Here is a 22,332-nt window from a genome sequence, read left to right on the forward strand (position 1 = left end):
ATCCAACGAGTTATGACATGTCGGTCTTGTCTAGCTTGATGGCGTCCGGGTGAACGCATTGACTGACGATCTTGCAATTCCCTGGGGAGGGGCGGCGGAGGTCGTGGGAGACAGAGATGTTCAGGTGCGGAGCCGGACCGATCGGCCCACGTTATCGAAGTAGGCGGAGGGGTGCCGACGGCCCCGGGCGGGGACAGACCGCCGCCCGCCGACGGCGCGGACAGCGCGCATGGCGCGGGTGGCGCGTCCGGCGGGAGCGTGACGGTGTACGGGGCTCGGCTGTGGCCGGTCCCGGGAGCGCTGTGGGCGCGAACGGTGTGAACGACGCGGCGGGTGCGGCCATGGGCGCGGTGCGGACGGGACAGTGTCCCGGCTCCCGTCGATGACGCCCCGTCCGGGCATGTGACGCCAGCGGCGACGAATGGCCGACCGCGTGGCGCCGAGGTGCGGCGCCGACGGTGCTGACGGCCGCCCAGCACGAGCTTGCCCGCGTCGTCCCGCCGTACCCCCGCCCGATCCGTACCGAAGCCGGAAATCCGGCGCGCGCAAGCCTGGCCGGCCACCGCGTGCGGGACGTGCGCGCGCCGACAGCGCCGGACGACACAAGAACAAGAAATAAAAGTGGAGGGAACATCTCAGTGAGGACATCTACGCGTGTACCGCCAGGTGCGCCGCGAAGACGAATGGCGTGGGGCGCGAGTGCCGTCGTGCTGACCGCCTTCGCGTTCTGCGTGGCGCCCGGAGCACCCTCGACCGCGTTCGCGGCGGCGGCTGCCGCGTGCGCGGGCACGGACTCCGACTTCAACGGGGACGGCGTCCGGGATACGGCGATCGCCGACCCCGAGGCGAGTGTCGGCGACAAGAAGCGGGCTGGTCTGGTCCGTATCGTCTACGGCGACGGCAAGGGCACGGCGGAAGTCTCGCAGGAGTCGCCCGGGGTGCCCGGCGCCGCCGAGGACGACGACCAGTTCGGCTTCGCCCTGGCCATCTACGACGCCAACAACGACGGGTGCGCCGACCTTGCCGTCGGAGTGCCGTACGAGGATGTCGAGACCGCCGCCGACGCCGGCCTGGTCGACATCGTCTACGGCGCCCCGGGAGGCATCAACACCGGGCCGGTGCCCACGGAGCATGTCCAGGGCGCGACCGGAACCCTCGGCGGCTCGGCCGAGGCCGGGGACTGGGCCGGGTACGCACTGGCCGGGGGCAAGACCTCGGCGGGCGTGCCCTACCTGCTCATCGGAACCCCGGGCGAGTCCATCGGCACGGTCGAGGACGCGGGCAGTTTCCACTACGTCCACGGCACCGCGCAGACCGTCACCGGCGTCCACCAGGACACCACGACGGGCGGTGACGTACCCGGAGTGGTCGAGACCGACGACCGGTACGGCGCGTCACTCGCGGCCACCCCCACGCACTTCGCCGTCGGTTCACCCGGTGAGGCGCTCGGCGACCGGACGTTCGCGGGCGGTGTGGGCGTCTTCAGCCACACGCTCGTCTCCGGCAGCCCGAAGCCGCAGGCCGGCCTCGGCCAGGACCAGGAGGCCGTTACCGGCGGCGAGGAGGTCGGCGACGGCTTCGGCACATCGCTGGCCATGGTGCCGTACCGCCCCGCGGGCGCCACGACGACCACGGAGTCGCTCCTCGCGGTCGGCGTTCCCGGCGAGGACCTCTCGACCACCGTCGACGCGGGGGCCGTCCAGGTCTTCCGTGTCCCGGCGTCGGGAACCGTCACCGAGACCGCGTGGATCGACCAGAACACCGAAGGCGTTGACGAGCAGGCCGAGGCCGGTGACTTCTTCGGCCAGCGTCTTGCGGCGGTCAACACCTCACCGAACACGGTGGCCTCGGCCACCACGACCCGGCTTGCCGTCGGTGTGCCCGGCGAGGAGACCTCGGAGGAACACCCGGAGAAGGGCGGGGTGCACCTCTTCCCGCTCGTCGGAGCCGCCGGCGCGTCCGACGCCTGGATCGAGCCGGGCTCCGGCATCCCGGGCACCCCCGCGCCCCGCCAACTCACCGGAATGAGCCTCGCGGCGACCCCTGTCTCGCTGTACGTGGGCGCCCCCTACGGCCCCGCCGAGGGCCACGCCGTCCACGCGTTCCCCTGGAACGTGGCGTCGGGCGGCGCCCCCACCACGACGCTCAGGCCCGGCGAGGGCGGCATCCCCGCGGGCGACATCGCCTTTGGAGCGGTGGTGCGCTGATGAACGAGAGAGAGAACGGACGCGTGCTCAGACGCCTGCGGCGCGGCCCCGTGCCGCGCGGCGCAATCACCGCGATGGTGGCGACGGCCGTGCTGGCCGGCGGCTTCACCGCACTGCCCGACCACTCCGACGACGCCGGACAGCCCGCACGTTCGACGGTCGCCTCCGGCGAGCCGGTACGCACGGAACAGGAGGCGCTCACCGCGGCCAGGAAGAGCGGCGAGCAGGTCGAGGTCCTCGGGCTGCGCACCGCCCGCCGAGAGATCTACGCCGAGCCCGACGGCACCTTCACGGCCCGCGAGTACACCGACCCGATCCGCACCTTCCAGGGCGGCCGCTGGGTCGACATCGACAGGACCCTGGTCCGGCGGAGCGACGGCACCGTGGCGCCGAAGGCGGCCGCCGTCTCCGTGTCCTTCTCCGACGGCGAGGCGGGCAAGCCCTTCGTCACCATGCGGCAGGCGGGGCGCAGGCTCGCGCTGACCTGGCCGTACGGCACGCTGTCGGAGCCGGTCCTCGACGGCGGGACCGCCACCTACCGCGACGCGCTCCCCGGAGTCGACCTGGCGGTACGGGCCGAGGCCGACGGATTCGGCCACCTCCTCATCGTCAATACCCCCGAGGCAGCCGCCGATCCGCGGCTCGCCAAGCTCGACCTGGGGCTGGAGACCGACGGGCTGAAGGTGACGGAGGATGCCTCGGGCGCGCTCAAGGCCGAGGACGCCGCCGTCGGCGGCACGGTCTTCGAGGCCGGCAAGCCCGTCATGTGGGACTCGGCCGCCGTCCAGGAGGCCGCCGCCAGGCCGCAGGGCGTCAAGGCCGTCTCCAAGGCGCTGTCCCGGGCCGCGGCCGACGCCTCTCCGGCCCCGGATGTCACGCCCGAGGCCGCCCTCACCGGTCCCGGGGGCGGCGGCAGGACCATTCCCCTGGAGCTGGAGGTCGGCGAGGACACCCTGTCGCTCATGCCCGACCAGAAGCTGCTGACGTCGAAGGACACCGTCTTCCCGGTGGTCATCGACCCGATCCAGCGCACCACCTCCCGTACGGCCTGGACCGGCGTGATGTCCGGCATGCCGGGCGAGCAGGACTGGAAGTACTCCGACAGCGCCGGTGTCGGCAAGTGCCCGACGGACTACAACCCGGTCTCCTGCAACGGCGTCGGGGTACGGCGTCTGCTGTTCACGATGCCGATGTCGTTCTACAAGGGGAAGCAGATCCTCGGCGCGACGTTCTCCGCCCGGGTCGCCCACATCTACAGCGCCTCACCGACCGCCGAGCCGATCCGGCTGTACCGCGTCGGCGGCAAGAACCACAGCATCACGTCCTCCAGCAACTGGTCGAACACCTTTGACGACTGGTCCAAGCACATCGGCACCGTAGACAAAGCCATCTCGCCGACAAGCTGCTCCAGCCAGGCGAATCTGCACTTCGAGTCCGGCGCCACGGGGGAACTCACCTCCGAGGTGAAGACCGCGGCGAACGAGGGCTGGTCGTCGATGACGCTGGGGCTGCGCGCCTCCGACGAGGGCCGCTTTCCCGAGTGGAAGCGGATCTGCGGCAACGCGTACCTCTCGGTCAGCTATAACAACCTGCCGCGCAAGATAACCGCGCTGTCCCAGAACCCGGGCGGAACCTGCGCGACGGGCACCGGCCGTCCGTACGCCGAGGTCCCGCCCCAGCTCCAGGCCGTGGCGAGCGACCCCGACCACGCCAACGGCCAGACCGACAAGGTCAAGGTCGAGTTCAAGGTGGAGTGGACGGACCCGGCCACCAACACGGCGAAGTCCTACACGCAGCTCACCAGTTCATGGCTCGCACCGACATCCGGCACCCAGTTCACCCACACCGTGAAGTCGACGATCCCGCAGGACACCGTCATCTACTGGAGTGCGCGCGCGTACGACGGGGACGGCTACGGACCGTGGAGCTACGACGGCGACACCGTCCGCTGCGAGTTCATGTACGACAAGACGTACCCCGGCAAGCCGATCGTGCTCTCCAAGGAGTACCCGTCCGACTCCGTCTACCACCATGGCGTCGGTACCAGCGGCTCGTTCACCTTCTCGCCCAACCCGAACGACTCGGTGCCCGACACCGACGTCGTGAAGTATCGGTACGCGTTCGACGGCACGGCCTCCCCGGTCACCACCGTCAGCGCCGCCAAGCCCGGCGACTCCGCCACGGTGACCTGGATGCCGACCCGCGCCGGCCGGCACTGGGTGGATGTCATCGCCGTCGACAAGGCCGAGAACCCCGGCACCAAGGAGCACTACGAGTTCTTGGTGACGGAGGGCGCACCCGTCGCCGGCCAGTGGAACCTCGCCGACGTGCCGGGCAGCACCGAGGCCCACGACGAGACGGGCGCCTTCTCCGCGGACGTCGGCAGCGGCGTCGTCTTCGGTGTCGAGGGCCCCGGAGGAAAGGTGGACGGGGCGGCCCGCTTCGACGGCTCCGCCCAGGCATTCGCCGACGTCAACGACAGCGTGCTCGACTCCTCGGAGAGCTTCAGCGTCAGCGCCTGGGTCCGTCCGACCGCTCTCGACCGTGACATGGCGGTCATCAGCCAGGACGGCACCGGCGAGCCAGGTTTCACGCTGGGCTACGACCACACGGCCGGCACCTGGGCTTTCTCCGTGCCGGTGAACGACGTCGACTCGCTCGGCGAGTGGAAGGCCGTGTCCACCGGCATCTCGGTCGTCAAGGACCAGTGGGTCCTGCTGACGGGCGTGTACGACGCGGCCAGGTCCGAACTGAGCCTGTACATCAATAAGGACATGAAGGGCGTCGCCCAGCGCCGCTCGGTGTGGAAGTCGTACGGTCCGCTCCAGATCGGCCGCACCACGGCCAAGAGCGGGTACCGCGAGAACTTCACCGGCGACCTCGCCGAGGTCCGGGCCTTCGACCGGGTACTGCCCGCGGAACAGGTCGCCGAGCTGATGACCGTCAAGCCGAGCCGCAAGGGCTACTGGCAGCTCGACGCGGAGTCCGCCCGGGCCTCCGCGGAGACCGGCGGCGGCCAGCCCCTCACCCTCGTGGGCGACGCGAGGATCCAGCTTGCGCCCACCGATCCGCTGTCGCCCGACCCGTTCCCCATGGTCGGGGCCGGCCACCTGCTGCTCGACGGTGACGGGGACTACGCGTCCACCGCCACCGCACCGGTCACCGGTGCAATGAGCTTCACGGTGACGGCGCGCACCCAGCTCACCACGCTGGACCCGGAGAAGGCGCAGACGGTGCTCTCGCTGCCCGGCGGGTCCGCGAACCGTGTCGTCGTCCGCTACCGGCCGGGACCGGACGCCGAGACCCCGTCGATGTGGGAACTGGCCGTCGCCGGAACCGATTCGGCCACCGCGGCGCAGACCGTCTTCCACGACGACCAGGAACTCCCGGACACCGACGTGGCCGGACAGCACCTGGCCGTGGTCTACGACGCCTTCGCCAACGAGCTGCGGCTCTACGTCAACGGCATGCTCGCAAGCGTCGCGCACGGCGCCGACGACACCCTGTGGGGCGCCACCGGCGGCCTCCAGGTGGGCCGTTCGGCCCTCGGCGGCGGAAGCGAGTACTTCGCCGGCGCGATCGACGAGGTCCGTGTCTACAGCGGAGCGGCCGACATGACCGCGATCCAGCGGCTGGCCAGCCCGATGGCCCTCCCTGACCTGTAGTCCGCACCACGGGTGTGCCGGCCCCTCACCGGGGCCGGCACCCCCGCTTGTCCTCCGAACCATTCCTTGTCGACGTGTGGAGACACGTGATGCCATTCCGTGGCCGGCTGTTGAGCCGGCGCATGCCCGGACGGTTGCTCTCGGCGACCGCCCTGGGCGTGATCATCGCCCTGACCGCCAGTACGGTGCAGGCCGTACCGGTCGAGAACGCCGGAAGCGGGAGCCGGGGCGGACCCCGGCTCCAGGACTTCGGCGACCCGGTGAAGGGCACCGGCGCCAAGATCAAGGCACGCCCCGCCGACCCGGCGCGGAAGGCCGCCGTCGAGCGGCTCGGCGGAAGCACCTGGCCGCGCGGAGGCAGCGTCACGGTGCCCGTCGCGCGCGCCGGCGCCCCAGCCGAGGTGAGGGTCGGCGGGCTGCCGGTCGCGGTCTCGGCGGTGACGCCGAAGCCGCCCAAGCCCCCGAAGAACGGGAAGTCCGCGAAAGCCGGGAAGTCTCCGGCCGCCGAGGCCGCGCAGGCCGCCCCGGACGCGCGGACCGCACCCGCCGAGGTCCAGGTCGATGTGCTCGACCCGCGTAGGGCCTCCGCCCTGGGAGCGGGAGCGCTCCTGCGGGTGGAACGCGCCGACGACCGGGCCGGGGCCGCCACGGTCCGGCTGGACGTCGGCTACGCGGCCTTCGCTGAGGGGTACGGCGGCGACTACGGCGCCCGCCTCCGCCTGGTCCAGCTCCCGGCTTGCGCCGCCGTCGCGACACCTGGCAGCGCGGCGTGCCCGGGCCTTCCGAAGACCCTGCCGACGGTGAACAACGGCGAGGACCGCACGGTCTCCGCCGAGGTCCTCGCCGCCCCGGCAGCGGCGTCCGGCCGGTCGGCGGACTCTGGCCGGCCGGACGCCGCAGCAGCGAGCGCCCCGCTCGTGGCGCTCGTCGCCGGTACGTCCTCCTCCCAGGGCTCGTACAAGGCCACCCCGCTCTCCCCGTCGGCGAGCTGGAACGTCGCCAGCTCCTCCGGCGGCTTCAGTTGGAACTATCCGCTGCGCACGGCTCCCACGCCGGGCGGTCTGACGCCCAGCGTCGGGCTCGGCTACTCCTCGCAGTCCGCCGACGGCCGCACCTCGGCCACCAACAACCAGGGCTCCTGGATCGGTGAGGGCTTCTCGTACGACCCCGGTTACATCGAGCGCCGGTACAAGCCGTGTTCCGACGACGGCCACTCCGGCTCCGCCGAGCAGTGCTGGGCGTTCGACAACGCCACGATCATGCTCAACGGCGCTTCGAGCGAGTTGGTCAAGGACGACGAGACCGGGAAGTGGCGCTTCGCCTCCGACGACGGTGCCAAGGTCGAGAAGCTGACCGGCGCGACCAACGGGGACAACGACGGCGAGCACTGGCGCGTCACCACGTCGGACGGCACGGAGTACTCCTTCGGACTGAACCGCCTTCCTGGCTGGACCGACGGCAAGGAGACGACCGACTCCACCTGGACGGTCCCCGTCTTCGGCGACGACTCGGGCGAGCCCTGCTACAACGCCACCTTCACCAGCGCCCACTGCAAGCAGGCCTGGCGGTGGAGCCTCGACTACGTCAAGGACACCCACGGCAACGTGATGTCCTACTTCTACACGCCCGAGACGAACTACTACGCCCTCAACGGCAAGACGGACGTCAACGGCACCGCGTACCACCGCGCCGGCTACCTCAAGCGGATCGACTACGGCCAGCGCGACACCCAGGTCTATGCGGCCAAGGCGCCGGCGCGCGTCGTGTTCGACACCGTGGAACGCTGCCTTCCCACCCCCGACTTCGACTGCGCGGAGAGCAAACGCACCACGGCCAACGCCGCTCGCTGGCCCGACACCCCCGTCGACCAGGAGTGCAAGGCGGCCACCAAGTGCACGGTCGGCCAGAGCTTTTGGACGACGAAGCGGCTGACGGGCATCGTCACCCAGATACGCAAGGACGCCACCGCCTACCAGGAGGTCGACGCGTGGACCTTCACCCATATCTTCACCGACAACGGTGACGACTCCAAGACGCTCTGGCTGTCGCAGATCGACCAGGAGGGACGGGTCGGCACCGCCGTCAAACTCCCCTCTTTGGAGCTGCACGGCGAGCAGCTCGCCAACCGTGTCGACGCGATCGGCGACAACATCGCGCCGTTCCACCGGTTCCGGCTTGCGGCCGTACTGAGCGAGACCGGCGCCCAGTTGGACATCAACTACGCGCCGACCGACTGTGTCAAGAGCGCGCTGCCCGCGCCGGGCGCGTCGGTCAAGCGCTGCTACCCGGTCAAGTGGGCGCCGCCCGGCACCATCGAGCCGCTCACCGACTGGTTCCACAAGTACGTCGTGGCGGAGATCGTCGAGACGGACCGTACGGGAGGCGGCGACAAGCTCGTCACCCGCTACGACTACCAGGGCGACGCGGCCTGGCGTAAGGCGAAACCGGACGGCATCACGGACGACAAGTACCTCACGTGGGGCGGCTGGCAGGGGTACGGCAAGGTCAAGGTCACCAGCGGTGACGCCGACGCCCAGACCTCGCGGGTCGACTACACCTACCTCCAGGGCATGGACGGGGACAAGACCTCGTCCGGCACCACCCGTGACGTGAAGGTGAAGGACTCCACCGGCGCCGAGTACACCGACGCCGAGGAGTTCACGGGCCACCAGTTGGAGGCGGCCACCTATGACGGTGCCAAGCTCGTCGCCAAGACCATCAGCACGCCCTGGAAGCACTACACGGCGACCCAGACCCGGAGTTGGGGCACCACCCGTTCGGTGATCGTCAGACCGGAGACGGAGCGCGGCTTCTCCCTCCTGTCCAACGGGGAGTGGCGCGAGTCCCGCTCGACCATGGCGTACGAGACGGCGAACGGCACCGGCCGGGTCACCCAGGTCGACGACCAGGCCGACATAGCCACCCCGGACGACGACACCTGCGCCCGTACCTGGTACGCCGACAACACTGCGGCGAACATGCTCTCCCTCCCCTCGCGGAGCGAGGTCGTCGGCGTCCGGTGTTCCGCGACCCCGGACCGCCGTACGCAGGTGCACGCGGACGAGCGCACCTCGTACGACAACCAGGCCTTCGGGGTCGCGCCGACCACGGGCGACGCGACCACGACGGAGCGCCTGACCTCGCACAACGGCACCACCGGTACCTACCAGGTCACCGGTACCACCACGTATGACGTCTACGGCCGTCCGCTGTCGCAGAAGGACGCGTCCCTGGCGGAGACCAGGACGATATACACCGACGTCAACGGCCTGATCTCCCGGACGAAGAACACCAACGCGCTCGGCCACGCCACCACCACGGACTATGTCCCCGCCTGGGGCATGTCGGCCGGCCAGACCGACCCGAACGGCAGGCGCACCGACCTGGCCTACGACGGCCTCGGCCGGCTCGTCTCGGTCTGGCTCCCGGACCGGGCGAAGGCGCAGACGCCGAGCATCAAGTACACGTACAACGTCCGCCGGGACAAGGTCGTCGCGATCAAGACGGAGAAGATCGAGACCGACGGTTCGTACGGGGCGGAGTACCAGCTCTACGACGGTCTGCTCCGGCCGCGCCAGCTTCAGACCGAGGGGCCGAAGGGCACCCGTTTGGTCGCCGATTCGTTCTACGACGGCACCGGAAAGATCAAGAAGACCAACTCCACCTACAACGCGGCGGGGGCGGCCTCCGACGAGCTGCTGATCGTCCACAACGGCGAGGTCGGCGCGCAGAGCCTCCTCCAGTACGACGGTCTGGGGCGGCCCACGGCGCAGATCATGGCCGTCGCCGGTGCCGAGCAGTGGCGTACCACCACCACGTACGACGGGGAGCGGACCACGGTCGATCCGCCGACCGGCGGGGTGCCGACGACCACGATCACCGACGCCGTCGGCAACACCTCGGAGATCTGGCACTACCGCGGCCCTTCGCCGAACGCCGTCTCCGGCTACGACGTCACCAAGTACACCTACACGCCCCGGGGGCAGCTCCAGACGGTCACCGACGCCCAGGAGAACACCTGGCGTTACGAGTACGACCAGCTCGGCCGGAAGACCTTGAGCGTCGACCCGGACGCCGGGACGTCGAGCACCGGGTTCGACGCGCTCGACCGGCCGGTCTGGGCAAAGGACGGCCGCGACAAGAAGAGTTCCACGGTCTACGACAAGCTGGGCCGGGTCACCTCGACCTGGCTGGGTGACCCCGACACCGGTACGAAGGTCTCGGAGAACCGGTACGACAAGGCCGGCTGGCTCGGCCACGCGTACGCGACGCTCAGCTACATCTCTCCGACCGAGTACTTCGCGACGGCCATCCAGACCAACGACGAGTTCGACCGTCCGCTCAAGACCGCCTACACGGTGCCCGCGTCGCAGGGCGACCTCGCCGGCACCTACCTGTTCACCGCCGCCTACAACCGTGACGGCACCACGCAGTCCTCGGGTTCGCCCGCCGTGGGCGGCCTGCCCGCCGAGGTGCTGATCTACGGGTACGACGATCTCCAGCGGCCGACGACGATGTCGGGCTCGACGCCGTACGTCACCGACACCACCTACTCCAACAACAGCCACCTCCTCCAGCTCCAGCTCTCCGACGGTGGCAAGAAGGTCCGACAGTCATTCGACTACGAGACGGGGACGGACCGGCTGGTCCGCTCGGTCGTCGACATCGACGGCACGACCCCGCCGGTGAAGGAGTCCCACTACTCCTACGACCAGGCGGGGAACGTCCTGTCCATCTCGGACACGGCGAACAGCGCCTCGCCGGACGTCCAGTGCTTCGACTACGACAGCCGGCAGCGGCTGAGCGAGGCATGGACCCCGTCGTCCACCACGGCAGACGCGTCGCGCCGCGGCACCATCGGCTCTTCGGTCCCGCTCAACGGCGCCGGTCCGACGGTCTGTGACACGGACGCCGGGACCACGCCGCTCGGCGGCCCGGCCCCGTACTGGAAGTCGTACACCACCGACGCCATCGGCAACCGGACCACGGACACCGTCCACGACACCGGGCTCGACGCGGCGAAGGACGTCAGCCGTACCTTCTTCTACGGCGGAGCAGGCGCGGCCGGCGACGGCCCGCACCAGCTCACCAAGGTCGTGCAGGAGACCCCGACCGGTGACCGGCAGTCGACGTATGAGTACGACGACGCGGGCAACACCACGAAGCGCGTCCTCGGCGGCGACGCCCAGACGCTGGAGTGGACCGACCAGGGCAGTCTCGCCAGGGCCGAGGAAGCCGGCGGCGCCGAAACCACCTATCTGTACGACGGTGACGGCAACCGGCTCCAGCGCAAGGACCCGTCCGGTACGACCGTGTACCTGCCGGGCATGGAACTGAAGCTCTCCGCCGACGGCACCAAGAAGGAGGCCACCCGCTACTACGGGTTCGCCGGCCAGACGATCGCTGTCCGCAGCGACAACGGCAAGCTCTCCTTCCTCGCCTCCGACCACCACGGCACCGGCGAACTCGCCATCGACGCCGCGACCGGCGCGGTCTCCCAGCGCCGCTTCGACCCGTACGGAGTCGAGCGCGGCACGGCGAGCGGCACCTGGCCCGGCGAGAAGGGGTATGTCGGCGGCACGATCGACGCGTCGACCGGGCTGACGCATCTCGGGGCGCGGGAGTACGACGAGTCCATCGGCAAGTTCATCTCCGTCGACCCGCTGATCGACTACACCCAGCCCCAGCAGATCAACGGCTACGCCTACGCCAACAACAGCCCCGTCACGCATGCTGACCCGAGCGGCATGATCGTGCCGGAGTGCCTGCAGGGTCTGATCGAGTGCCGGGGCGGAAACCCCTACTACCCCGGCAAGCCGGCACCGGCCGGTGAGGCGGAGCAGAACGCGGACGAGGCCGCCGACGTCGTCGCCGCGGCCCAGGGCCAGCAGGCCGCCGCCAGCCAGCGCATCAAGTCGGCAGGCAAGGCCCTGGTCAAGATCGTCCGGGACATCCTGGGCATCGACGCGGCCCTGGACTGCATCTCCAGCGGCGACATGGGCGCGTGCGGCGAGACGGTGCTCAACATCGCGGGCAGCTTCGCCGGCGGACTCGCGGGCAAGATCCTCGCCAAGTACGGCGCCCCGTGGAACTGGGCGAAGGGCGCCAAACTCGCCAAACGCGTGGTCGGTCTAGTGGGCGATCTCATCGGCGGCGCCAGGGACTACTTCAAGGCGGGAAAGGCGGTCTCCAAGGCGAAGGACGGACTGGCCAAGGCCCGGGACGCGCTGGCCGGAGCGAGAAAGAAGGCCGCGGCGGCCCTCAAGAAGGGCGGAGGCGACGACGGTCCCGGGTGCTTGACCGGGGCGGCGCACAGCTTCCTGCCGGGCACGAAGGTGCTGCTCGCCGACGGGACGAGCAAGAAGATCGAGGACGTCCAGCTCGGTGACAAGGTCACCGTGACCGACTCCGAGACGGGCAAGACCACCGTCAGCGAGGTCGTCGGCACGATCGTGACCGAGGACGACAAGAAGTTCGTCGACCTCACCGTCTCGACGACGGCCACGACAACCTCGGCGCTGGTCTCCACGACGACCCACCCCTTCTGGGTGGTGTCGGAGAACAGGTGGATCGAAGCCGGCGACCTCAAGCCGGGCATGAAGCTCCGCACCCCGAAGGGCGACACCGTCACCCTCCAGACCACCCGCCCCTTCGAGAAGCGCCAGCGCACGCACGACCTGACGGTCCGCGAAATCCACACGTACTATGTGCTGGCCGGTGCGACGCCGGTTCTTGTTCATAACTGCAACAGAGGTAGTTTGGATTTCACTGATGCCGAGAGGCAGAAGGTCTACGACGCTAACGCCGCGAAGAATGGCGGCGAGTACAAGTGTGACTACTGTGGGCAGACGGTGAAACGGCGCGGATCGGTAGATGCTGATGGAAACGCCATCAAGGGAAAACCCGACGATGCCCAGATCGACCACGTAGTGCCGAAGGCCAGTGGCGGACATGGTGGCGACCATAATGGCGCTGTGGCCTGCCGTCGATGCAACAGGGATAAATCCACCAAGCCTCTGGAGGAGTGGGACGATGAGCTCAGAGAATTCCTCGATGACTAGCGCCAGAAAGTCGACGTCGGACGATAAGCCTGAGAGGCTGTACAAGGTAGCCTTCGACCTCCCTGAAGAGACAGCCCAGTGGGCGCGTGCGTCTGCGGAGCGGCTCTGGACTGGGAAGACTTCCGTGAAGATGGAGGTTCAGGTTCGGAACACCCCCTTCTACGTGAAGGGTGTTGCCTTCGGGGATATCGTGCGGGTCAGGGCTGATCACGAGCGCAGGGAGTTCGTGTTCGAGGAGTTCGTTTCTGAGTCCGGCCATTCGGCGGTCCGCATCATCATCAAAGGTGACGGCGCGGGAGGGGAAGTCGACACCATGCTCCGCGCCTTTGATTGTTCCTGGGAGATCGATGCAACCGGGTCTTTGTGGGCAATCGACGTGCCGCCGCATGTTGATTACGCATCCATGAGAACCGCTCTCCTTCGTATTGCCGGTGAAGGGAAAATCGGCATCGAAGAGAGTGCCCTTGCGAGGACTCACCGCGACGGACTCGGATTGCCAGATTCAGATCATTAATATGGTCCGCCAGAAGCCCCGCCGGATTTCATTCCGACGGGGCTTCTGGGAGTTTTGACGGCAACGGTGACGGCAACGTCAGCGGACGACGGCTGTGGCGGGTGGGTCGTCGGGGGCGTCGCCAGTGGGGCTGAGGGTGTCGATGGCCTGGCGTTGGAGGCGGAGTCGGACGTGGGCGTAGACGCCGGCGGTGACGCCGATGTGGGCGTGGCCGAGGAGCTCCTTGATCACGACGAGGTCGACGCCCTGTTCCAGGCCCTGCGGGGCCGCCGCCCGCTCCTGTCTCCGCCCCGCTCGCCGACGACCCCGCCGGTCCGGGCGCGCAACAGCCAGCACAGCGAACCACTTCCGGGGCTCCGCCCCAGACCCCGGCCCTCCCTCCGAGGGGCAGGGGGCTGTGTGTCGGGTGCGGCTTCGTCGTGGTGAGTGGTCGTGGGTCGCGGGAGGGGGTTCCTCGCCGCCCGGTCACCGGAGGCGTACCAGGAACCCCCGGGGGCCGACAAGGCCGAGCGCACGCGTCACGGTGTGAGCCTTGGCGGCCCCCGGGGAACCCTGGCACGGCGAAGCTGCCCGACCGACGAGGGACTCCCTCCCGCTCAGGCCCCGATTCTGCCGGAGTTCCGGCGCGCCAGGTGCTGGGGCACCCCTGTGGGTGGGTGTCTGCCGGATCGCCCCCGGGTGATGTGCCGGCCGGGCGTACCGTGGAGTGGGAGGTGGTGAGTTGATGATTACGGAGCTGGCTGACAACGTTCGCAGGTACCGGCGTCGGGCGGGGATGAGCCAGGAGGAACTGGCCCATGCCGCAGGCGTATCGCCGGGCACGGTACGCAAGGCCGAGCAGGGCGGCACCTCTTCGCATGGAGACCTTGCACACGCTCGCCCGCGCGCTTAGGGTGACCACGGCCGCCTTGATGGCGTCCGATGCCCCGGAGCCCGTCGGGCAGACCGAGGAGCCGAACCGCGTCAACCTGATCCAGCTCCGCGCCGCCCTCACCCCGGCCGTCGGACTCGTGGACCAGGACGCCGAAGCCGTGGGCGAGGAACCGAACCTGCGCACCTTCCGGCGGACGCTGCAAGACGCACGGGTGTTGTACTTCTCCGACAGCTACAAGAGCGTCGCGGCTCAACTGCCGGTCCTGTTGCGTGATGCCGCACGAGCTGTCGCCTACTACGACAGCGGGGACGAGCACCGGCAGGCCCTGCTGGCTCGCGCCTAGGCGCTGCGTCTGGCCGGCGCCTACCTCACCCAGGTACGCCAGTACGACATCGCGTACGCCGCTGTGCGCGGCGCCATCATGGATGCCCGTCAGGCCGGAGACATGCTTGCGGCGGGCTCAGGTGTCGGCTGCATGTGCTGGCTGCTGGTGAGGCAGGGCCGCTTGGATGAGGCGGAACAGGTCGCCGCCCGGAGCATGGACGCGGTGGAGCCGAAGATCACCGGGGCCGAGCCGGACCACTACGCGGTGTGGGGCGGCCTGGCGATGGAGGCCGCCGCCGCAGCCGAGAGGAACAACCGTCCCGACGAGGCGAAGGCGTATCGTCATGCCGCCAGGGTCGCGGCAACCGCGGTCTGGACGGCGCATCGCAACGTCTCCCGGCACTGGTCCGTCTTCGGGCCGGTCACCGTCGCCGTCAAGGCACTTGAAGACTCCCTGGTCATCGGCGACGCCCGCGCGGTGGTGCGCAAGGCGGGCGAGCAGGAGGAGTTGTCGCCCAAGGCGTGGAAGCGCCTGGGCAGGGCCCAGCACCAACGACGGGAACCGCTTCACCCTCGATGTGGCGCGCGCCCACACGCGGACCGGCGACCTGTCCGCCGCCATGGACGAGTTGACCCGCGCCAGGGAAGCCGCCCCGCAGTGGCTGCGGCACCAGAACGGGGCCGCCGAGACCATGCAGGAGATCCTCGGCAAGCGCAAGCGCAAGCGCACGCTCACGACGGAGATGCGCGAAATCGCCGACTACCTGGGCGTTATCGGATAGCTGCCACGCAGCGTGGCAGTTCGTGAACCAAGAGTCGCGAACTGTCATGGCTTCTATCTGGAGTGACGATTAGTCAGTGCCCACGGTCGGTGTGTCCACCGACAGTGACCCAGGCCGGGGGTGCCCAGTGAGTCAGCCCAGGAGTGAAGCCGACCGCATGCGTCGCAGAGAGTTGTACGACGCCGCGTCGGGTGGGGGAGGTCCCCGCTTACTGCGGTGGACCAGCCCGGAGGGGAAGCCCTGCTACCTGAGCACCGATGGTCGGGGCTACCTCTCTACCCTCGCCGACAGCATCGAGACGGTGCAGCTCAGCATGGGCCAGGAGGTGTTGGAGTACGCCCGAGAAGCCACGGCTCCCGGAGCACCGACTTTGTCGGCCACTGAATATCGTTGGCTGGCCTGCCGGTTGACCGAGGCCCTGGCGGACGCGCTCCGAGTAGCAGACTCGCGCGGACAGCGCCTCCCGGACCCGGAAGAGGAAGAGGTGGACGAGGGTGCCTGACTCTGCGGACACCGACGCACCGGTCCGCGACTCCGCACGGGGGCGCTACCGATTCCGCGAGTACCACGTGACCACCGTCCCCGACCCCCTGGCTCTGCCGGCCTTCGCGGCGGTCTGCGTCACCGGCGAGGAACGCAACTGCGGTGCCACATCCGGCACACTGCACACCCCGGACGAACTGACCTGTTGGATCGCCGGACACTGCGCCCAGAGCGGCCACGAACTGTATGAGCACACCGTCCGCGCCCTCGTCCGTGCCGAGCCTGGAGCATGGCAGTGAAGTCCCCGGGGGTGACACCACGCCAGCGGCAACGCGACCGCGCGGCCCGAGCCCTTGACGGCAGTAGCGACGGCAACACCTACGGCTTCCCCCGCACAACCACGGACACCAGTGGAACCCGAAACCGCTGCTGATCTGCGAATACTCAGATAGAGAGGGGCCGTGTAGCACACGTACTATGTGCTGGCGGGGGCTACGCCGATCTTGGTGCACAATTGCGACGGTGATATCCATTGGGTAAATCAAAATGCTCACATGAGCCCTGCGGCTCAGGCGTACGACGCTGGAGCTACGGGATCACAATCGGGATTGGCGCCAGCGCTCCAGTACAACAAGCCAAATGGCAGAGCGGCGGTCGTGGCGTGTGCCGACGACCGCCGCGATCGGGCGGGCGCGTCGGCGGTTGGGTCCTGAGCCGTTGAAGGTGCTGTTCGGGCGGGTGTGCCGGCCGGTGGCCGTGCCCGGGACGGCTGGTGCCTGGTATCGGCGGTGGCGTGTGGTGGCGGTGGACGGCACGACGCTGGATCTGGCGGACACCGTGGCCAATGACGGCTTCTTCGGCCGCCCGGGGTCCGGGCGCGGGGCCGGCGCGTTCCCGCAGGCCAGAGTGGTGGCCCTGGCCGAGTGTGGCACCCACGCGGTGTTCGGCGCGGCCATCGGCCCGCTGTCGGCCGGCGAACAGGTGCTTTCCCGGCAGCTGTTCACCGAACTCCGGGCGGGGATGCTGCTGCTGGCCGACCGGGGCTTTTACGGGTTCGAGCTGTGGCAGGCCGCCCGGGCGACCGGCGCGGACCTGCTGTGGCGGATGCGCAAGAGCGCGGCCCTGCCCGTCGTGCAAATCCTGGCCGACGGCTCCTACCTCAGCACGGTCCACGCCGAACGGGACCGCAGGAGCCGCCGCGATCCGGTGGTGGTCCGGGTGATCGAGTACACCCTCACCGGCACCGGCGACACCACTGTCTACCGCCTCCTGACCACCCTGCTCGACCCTGAACAGGCACCCGCCCGGGAACTGGCCGCGCTCTACTCCCAGCGCTGGGAGATCGAGACCACACTGGACGAGATCAAAACCCACCAGCGCGGCCCGAAACTCCTCCTGCGTTCGAAGTATCCGTGGGGCGTGGAACAGGAGATCTACGGCTTCCTCCTCGTTCATCACGCCATCCGGCAGCTGATGCACCAGGCCGCCCTCGACCACGGTCTCGACCCCGATCGCATGTCCTTCACCCGGTCCCTGCGGATCGTGCGCCGCCAGGTCCCCGCCCAAGCGGCGTTTTCCCCCCGGCAGACTCGCACGGGCGCTGACCCGCACCCTGGCTGAGATCGCCGAACGCCTGCTGCCCACACGACGCCACCGGACCTGCCCCCGCGTGATCAAACGCAAGATGTCCAACTGGCCCCTCAAACGCGCCACACACCGCAACTGGCCACCACCAGCCCCAGCAATGATCACCATCACCCAGCCAACAACAACCTAAAGTCACCAGCATTGGGCCTAGGCCGGACGGGGCCTGACCCGCGCCGTCGGCCGTCAGAGCCTGCCGCGTCGGCCGCGCAGTTGCTCCGCCACCGGGGTGAGGGAGGTGCGCAGGTCTGCGAGTGCCTCGGGGGAGAGCAGGTCGATGAAGTGCTTGCGTACGGACGCGACATGGTGCGGCGCGACCTTCCGCATCGTTTCCATGCCCTCGTCCGTGAGGACCGCGTACAGCCCCCGGCGGTCGGACTCGCAGTGCTCCCTGCGGACCAGGCCCGCGGCTTCCATCCGGGTGATCTGGTGCGAGAGCCGGCTCTTGGACTGGAGCGTGGTGGCCGCGAGGTCGCTCATCCGCATGCGCCGGTCCGCCGACTCCGAGAGATTCACCAGGATCTCGTAGTCGTTCATGGTCAGGCCGAACGGCTGCAGGTCCTTTTCCAGCTGATGCGTCAGCAGCTTGTTGACATCCAGGTGGGTGCGCCAGGCGCACTGCTCCGCGTCGGTCAGCCAGCGGGTGGCCGTCTCGCTCTCCATATGTGGATTCTACCTAAGAAGTTGAATTCTGGACGAAGTCTGCGGCTGTGATGCCGCGCACCCGCTCACCCACGGGGGCGCAGGCGTTCGACCTCACACTCCGCAGACTACCGTTCACAGGCCGAAGCGACGCTGGAGATCCCCGAGCTGACCCGGCAGCCGGGGCGCGGCCCCCTGCTGCCCGTGCTGCCCATGCTGCCCGGGGGCAGGGGCGCCGTGGCCCGGCACCCCGGGCTGCTGGGGTGTGGCCCCTGTCGCCAGCTCCGCCATCAGCAGCTCGGTCGACTGGAGCAGTACGGTGCCGGCCCCGACGAACTCGAACTGGTGCTCCTCGCCCGAGGTTCCGCCGATGCCGGTCAGCGCCCGTACGCCGCCCATCACGCCCGTCATATAGCCGTGGTCGTAGTGATGGCAGGGGGAGGGGCAGTCCGACCAGCCCACCAGCGCCTGCGGATCCACCCGGATCGGCGGCTCCATGAACACCACCGGCCCGTTGGACGCCGCCACGAACTTCCCCGTACCGATCAGGGTCAGAAAGCCCGGCACGATCGACTGCTTCAGCGCCAGCGTGGGCTGATAGGCCAGCAGGTTCCCCGAACGGATCGTCAGATTTCCCTGGTCGAGATCGAACGAGTTGACGTCGAAGGCCCGGTCGGCGAGCAGCATCTTGCCGCTGCCCTCCGCCACCACCCAGTCACTGGCGTGCAGTGGCGAATGGAAGCTGGTGCGCACCAGCCGATCGAACCGGCCGTGCCCGATCCCGTTGAAGTCGATCCGCCCGTAGTAGGCGATCATCTTCCCCTTCTGCAGGAACCACTGGCTCCCCTTCAGCTCCACACAGAAGGTGTACGCGTTGACGTTGTCGTCGCTCGGCAGCGTCATCGGGTCGAAAATCACGGGCGCGCTCACAGCTTCTCCTCCGACGCCTGGACATAGACCGCGCCACTGCCGCTCAGCTCCAGCTGGAAGGCCTCGCCCGAGCCGCGCCCCACCATGTCGCGCCAGCCGAGCGCCGTGGAGAGCTTGTTCCGTACGTCGCCGTGGTGCGCCACATACGCCTGCGGGTCCACATGGACGGGCCGGCCCGGGGTGATGGGCACCTCGATCACCCCACCGTGGGCCATCACCGCGACCGCGCCATGGCCCTTGAGCGTCGTGGTGAACAGGCCCTGGCCCGTCACCTGGCCGCGCACCATGCCCATGACCCCGCCCTGCGAGCCCATGAACATCGTCCCCTGCTGGAGCGTCCCGTCGAAGGCCAGCAGCCGGTCGGCCTCGACATACAGGGTGTCGCCGGCGAGGCCGATGACCTGGATGTGGTGGCCGCCGTGACCGAACATCACCGTGCCGCTGCCCTCGACCGTCATCAGCGGGGTCGCCTCGTTGGCCACCCGCCGGCCGATCATCGACATCAGGCCGCCCTGGCCGCCCTGGATGTTCGGGGTGAAGCTGACCTCGCCCCGGTACGCGAGCATCGCGCCGCGCTGGCTGAACATCTTCTGGCCGGGGGCCACCGTCGCCTCGACCATCTTCGAGTTGATCTCACGGAACGGCATCAGACGTCACCACCGATCGTGTTCCGCTCACTCGGCTGTACGTAGACGAGCCCGTCGCCCTCGAAGCGGATCTGGAAGGCCTCGCCCGAGCCCTCACCGATGAACGTCCGGAACGTGACCCCGGACTGGAAGTGCTGCTGCAGGTTGCCCTGGTGGGCGATGTACGCGCCGGGGTCGACGAAGAGCGGGTACTGCGGGGTCACCCGCAGGATCACCGCCTGGCCGTCCGACATGATCGCGGCCTGGCCCATGCCCTCGACGGTCGTCGTGAACAAGCCGTTGCCGGACGCTCCGCCGCGCAGCCCGGTGAAGGACGTGCCGGTCCGCAGCCCCGCGTCCGCGCAGAGCAGATTGCTCGCCTCCACGTAGAGCTTGTCGCCGTGCAGCGAGACGAGGTTGATCTCGCTCGCCCGGTCGGCGAAGTAGCAGGTGCCCTGGCCCTTCACCTCCATCACGGTCATCTGTTCGCCGGTGAGGCGGCGGGTCACCATCCCGCGCACGCCCTCACCGCCGCCGGACATCTTCTTGAAGGCCATCTGGCCGTCGTACGCGACCATCGAGCCGTTCTTCGCTTTGACGGCATCGCCGGTCATATCGACGGCGAGCACCTTGCTGCCTTGGAGTCGAAACTGAGCCACGGGTCGAAGGTAACGGGCCATGCCACCCGCGCACAGGGCCTCTCGCCCTTTATCACCCCTGAACGGACCCTGATAACGGTCGGGCAAAGTCGGGCTGCCACAATGAGCCGACGCTTGTGCGTGGATTCACAAGATCACCTTGCCCCCGATGACGAAGGTGCCTGCCTCGTGGACATCAAGACCGCCTCCTCCCTCCATCGCCTCCGCCTGGTCTCCGCACCGGAGGCCGTGTCCTTCCTGCTGCTTCTCGTCTGCTCGGTGCTCAAGCGAACGACGGAGTTCAACGCGGTTCCCGTAATGGGCGCGGTCCACGGCCTGCTCTTCGTGCTGTACGTGATCTTCTGGCTGGACGCCTGGAACCGCACCAAGTGGTCCTTCGGGACGGCCGCCCTCTACTTCGTCCTCTCCGTCCTGCCGGCCGGCGGCTTCTTCGCCGAGCGCAAGCTCAGGTGCGCCGCCGACGACGCGGTCATCGCCTCCCGCGCTCCCGCGAAGGTACGGTGAGCGCATGATCGTCGCCTTCTCCGTGAGCCCGCTGGGTGTGGGCGAGGACGTCGGTGAGTACGTCGCCGAGGCCGTACGGGTGGTCCGCGAGTCCGGGCTGCCGAACCGTACGGACGCCATGTTCACCTCGATCGAGGGGGAGTGGGACGAGGTGATGGACGTGGTCAAGCGCGCCGTCGCCGCCGTCGAGGCCCGCGCCCCGCGCGTCTCGCTCGTCCTCAAGGCCGACATCCGGCCCGGCGTCACGGACGGCCTCACCTCCAAGGTCGAGACGGTGGAGCGCCACCTCTCCGCCTGAGAGCCTGTCGGGTGCGCCCCGGCGGACCGTCGGTGCCCGGCCGCGACGGCGGTCCGGCCGGGCTGATCGGACCGAAGTTCGAGACGGGGCTGACCAGCATGTGACCAGTGGGTAAGGTCGGGCCCGTGCCGAAGCCGCTCAGCCTCCCCTTCGACCCCATCGCCCGCGCCGACGAACTCTGGCAGCGGCGCTGGGGCCCCGTTCCCTCGATGGGCGCGATCACCTCGATCATGCGCGCGCACCAGATCCTGCTCGCCGAGGTCGACGCGGTCGTCAAGCCGTACGGGCTGACCTTCGCCCGGTACGAGGCGCTCGTGCTGCTCAGCTTCTCCAAGGCGGGCGAGCTGCCGATGTCCAAGATCGGCGAGCGGCTGATGGTCCACCCGACGTCGGTCACCAACACCGTGGACCGGCTGGTGCGATCCGGTCTGGTCGACAAGCGGCCCAATCCCAACGACGGCCGCGGCACCCTCGCCTCCATCACGGAGAAGGGCCGCAAGGCGGTGGAGGCGGCCAGCCGCGATCTGATGGAGATGGACTTCGGGCTCGGGGCGTACGACGCCGAGGAGTGCGCGGAGATCTTCGCGATGCTGCGCCCGCTGCGCGTCGCGGCCCAGGACTTCGACGAGTAGTCCGATGACTGGGCGGCGGGACGACTGCACGGCGGGAGGGCGCCGGAAGATCGCTCGTCGTGCCCGGTTAGGCTCGACGCCATGAAGTCGAATGTGCTGACCCGCTACCGGGTGATGGCCTACGTCACCGCCGTATGGCTGCTGGTGTTCACCGTGGCGATCATCCTGAAGTACGGGTTCGATACCGGCGACACGATGCTGATCTCGCAGATCCACGGCGTGCTGTTCATTGTCTATGTGATCTTCGCCTTCGACCTGGGCTCCAAGGCGAAGTGGCCGTTCGGCAAGCTGCTCTGGGTGCTGGCCGCCGGCTGTATCCCCGTCGCGTCCTTCTTCGTCGAGCCGAAGATCACCCGTGAGGTCCAGCCGCTCGTCTCCGGCCGCGACCAGGCCACCGTCAAGGTGTAGCAACCGCCCCGACGCCCCGCCCGCACGATGTGTGGGCGGTTCGCCATCGACATTTACTTGGACGTCCTAGTAAATTCGA

General features: G+C 69.0%; 16 protein-coding genes and 2 pseudogenes. 13 read left to right on the top strand and 5 right to left on the bottom strand.

What is annotated here, in order from left to right; translation table 11 throughout:
- Nucleotides 1-683 precede the first annotated feature (683 nt).
- The 4 genes from ACZ6MZ_RS05835 (at nucleotide 684) to ACZ6MZ_RS05850 (ending at nucleotide 13,447) form a co-directional block, all read left to right on the top strand.
- Nucleotides 684-2,207: a VCBS repeat-containing protein gene (locus ACZ6MZ_RS05835; RefSeq protein WP_469350042.1), complete on the top strand. Its 1,524-nt coding sequence runs from the start codon at nucleotides 684-686 to the stop codon at nucleotides 2,205-2,207.
- The gene (locus tag ACZ6MZ_RS05840) at nucleotides 2,207-5,872 is read left to right on the top strand and encodes a LamG domain-containing protein (RefSeq protein WP_469350043.1); all 3,666 of its coding nucleotides are present in this window, start codon (nucleotides 2,207-2,209) and stop codon (nucleotides 5,870-5,872) included. Before ACZ6MZ_RS05835 ends, ACZ6MZ_RS05840 begins: the two co-directional genes overlap by 1 nt.
- A 122-nt stretch (nucleotides 5,873-5,994) precedes the next feature.
- The gene (locus ACZ6MZ_RS05845; RefSeq protein WP_469350045.1) at nucleotides 5,995-12,933 is read left to right on the top strand and encodes a polymorphic toxin-type HINT domain-containing protein; all 6,939 of its coding nucleotides are present in this window, start codon (nucleotides 5,995-5,997) and stop codon (nucleotides 12,931-12,933) included.
- Complete coding sequence (locus ACZ6MZ_RS05850) at nucleotides 12,905-13,447, top strand: DUF4265 domain-containing protein (protein WP_469350046.1); 543 nt, start codon at nucleotides 12,905-12,907, stop codon at nucleotides 13,445-13,447. The genes ACZ6MZ_RS05845 and ACZ6MZ_RS05850 overlap by 29 nt, the downstream gene beginning before the upstream one ends.
- 78 nt (nucleotides 13,448-13,525) lie before the next feature.
- Here the strand turns inward: ACZ6MZ_RS05850 and ACZ6MZ_RS05855 are convergent.
- Nucleotides 13,526-13,744 (bottom strand): annotated as a pseudogene (locus ACZ6MZ_RS05855) (site-specific integrase); the annotation flags it as partial.
- A 478-nt stretch (nucleotides 13,745-14,222) separates the two neighbouring features.
- On the opposite strand from ACZ6MZ_RS05855, the gene ACZ6MZ_RS05860 reads away from it, so the two are divergent.
- From ACZ6MZ_RS05860 to ACZ6MZ_RS05880, 5 genes are all read left to right on the top strand, one after another.
- The gene (locus tag ACZ6MZ_RS05860) at nucleotides 14,223-14,339 is read left to right on the top strand and encodes a helix-turn-helix domain-containing protein (protein ID WP_469350391.1); all 117 of its coding nucleotides are present in this window, start codon (nucleotides 14,223-14,225) and stop codon (nucleotides 14,337-14,339) included.
- 19 nt (nucleotides 14,340-14,358) lie between these two features.
- Nucleotides 14,359-14,664 carry a hypothetical protein gene (locus ACZ6MZ_RS05865; protein ID WP_469350048.1) on the top strand — a complete coding sequence of 102 codons (306 nt, stop codon included), beginning with the start codon at nucleotides 14,359-14,361 and terminating at the stop codon, nucleotides 14,662-14,664.
- A 559-nt stretch (nucleotides 14,665-15,223) separates the two neighbouring features.
- Nucleotides 15,224-15,427, top strand: coding sequence for a hypothetical protein (locus tag ACZ6MZ_RS05870; protein WP_469350049.1), 204 nt, complete (start codon nucleotides 15,224-15,226; stop codon nucleotides 15,425-15,427).
- A 494-nt stretch (nucleotides 15,428-15,921) separates the two neighbouring features.
- Nucleotides 15,922-16,209 (top strand): DUF7848 domain-containing protein, encoded by a 288-nt coding sequence (locus tag ACZ6MZ_RS05875; RefSeq protein WP_469350051.1) that lies wholly within the window; start codon nucleotides 15,922-15,924, stop codon nucleotides 16,207-16,209.
- A gap of 340 nt (nucleotides 16,210-16,549) precedes the next feature.
- Nucleotides 16,550-17,530, top strand: a complete 981-nt coding sequence (locus tag ACZ6MZ_RS05880; protein WP_469350052.1) for an IS4 family transposase — start codon at nucleotides 16,550-16,552, stop codon at nucleotides 17,528-17,530.
- Between the two features lie 210 nt (nucleotides 17,531-17,740).
- On the opposite strand, the gene ACZ6MZ_RS05885 is transcribed toward ACZ6MZ_RS05880, so the two are convergent.
- From ACZ6MZ_RS05885 to ACZ6MZ_RS05900, 4 genes are all read right to left on the bottom strand, one after another.
- Entirely contained in the window at nucleotides 17,741-18,217 is a 477-nt protein-coding gene (locus tag ACZ6MZ_RS05885; RefSeq protein ID WP_384181501.1) for a MarR family winged helix-turn-helix transcriptional regulator, read from the bottom strand.
- Nucleotides 18,218-18,331: 114 nt separating this feature from the next.
- Nucleotides 18,332-19,126, bottom strand: a complete 795-nt coding sequence (locus ACZ6MZ_RS05890) for an AIM24 family protein (protein WP_469350053.1) — start codon at nucleotides 19,124-19,126, stop codon at nucleotides 18,332-18,334.
- Nucleotides 19,123-19,773, bottom strand: a complete 651-nt coding sequence (locus ACZ6MZ_RS05895) for an AIM24 family protein (RefSeq protein WP_384334575.1) — start codon at nucleotides 19,771-19,773, stop codon at nucleotides 19,123-19,125. The genes ACZ6MZ_RS05890 and ACZ6MZ_RS05895 overlap by 4 nt, the downstream gene beginning before the upstream one ends.
- Nucleotides 19,773-20,432: an AIM24 family protein gene (locus ACZ6MZ_RS05900; RefSeq protein ID WP_389783804.1), complete on the bottom strand. Its 660-nt coding sequence runs from the start codon at nucleotides 20,430-20,432 to the stop codon at nucleotides 19,773-19,775. Before ACZ6MZ_RS05900 ends, ACZ6MZ_RS05895 begins: the two co-directional genes overlap by 1 nt.
- A gap of 147 nt (nucleotides 20,433-20,579) precedes the next feature.
- Between ACZ6MZ_RS05900 and ACZ6MZ_RS05905 the strand changes: the two are divergent.
- The 4 genes and pseudogenes from ACZ6MZ_RS05905 to ACZ6MZ_RS05920 all read left to right on the top strand — a co-directional run bounded on the left by ACZ6MZ_RS05905 (nucleotide 20,580) and on the right by ACZ6MZ_RS05920 (nucleotide 22,253).
- Nucleotides 20,580-20,923, top strand: a pseudogene (locus ACZ6MZ_RS05905) (DUF3817 domain-containing protein).
- The gene (locus ACZ6MZ_RS05910; protein WP_384181509.1) at nucleotides 20,920-21,213 is read left to right on the top strand and encodes an MTH1187 family thiamine-binding protein; all 294 of its coding nucleotides are present in this window, start codon (nucleotides 20,920-20,922) and stop codon (nucleotides 21,211-21,213) included. The pseudogene ACZ6MZ_RS05905 and the gene ACZ6MZ_RS05910 overlap by 4 nt, the downstream one beginning before the upstream one ends.
- 125 nt (nucleotides 21,214-21,338) lie before the next feature.
- Nucleotides 21,339-21,845, top strand: coding sequence for a MarR family winged helix-turn-helix transcriptional regulator (locus tag ACZ6MZ_RS05915; protein ID WP_384181512.1), 507 nt, complete (start codon nucleotides 21,339-21,341; stop codon nucleotides 21,843-21,845).
- 81 nt (nucleotides 21,846-21,926) lie between these two features.
- The gene (locus ACZ6MZ_RS05920) at nucleotides 21,927-22,253 is read left to right on the top strand and encodes a DUF3817 domain-containing protein (protein ID WP_469350058.1); all 327 of its coding nucleotides are present in this window, start codon (nucleotides 21,927-21,929) and stop codon (nucleotides 22,251-22,253) included.
- The last annotated feature ends 79 nt before the right edge of the window (nucleotides 22,254-22,332 follow it).

The sequence above is a fragment of the Streptomyces sp. NPDC042201 genome (assembly GCF_055582185.1).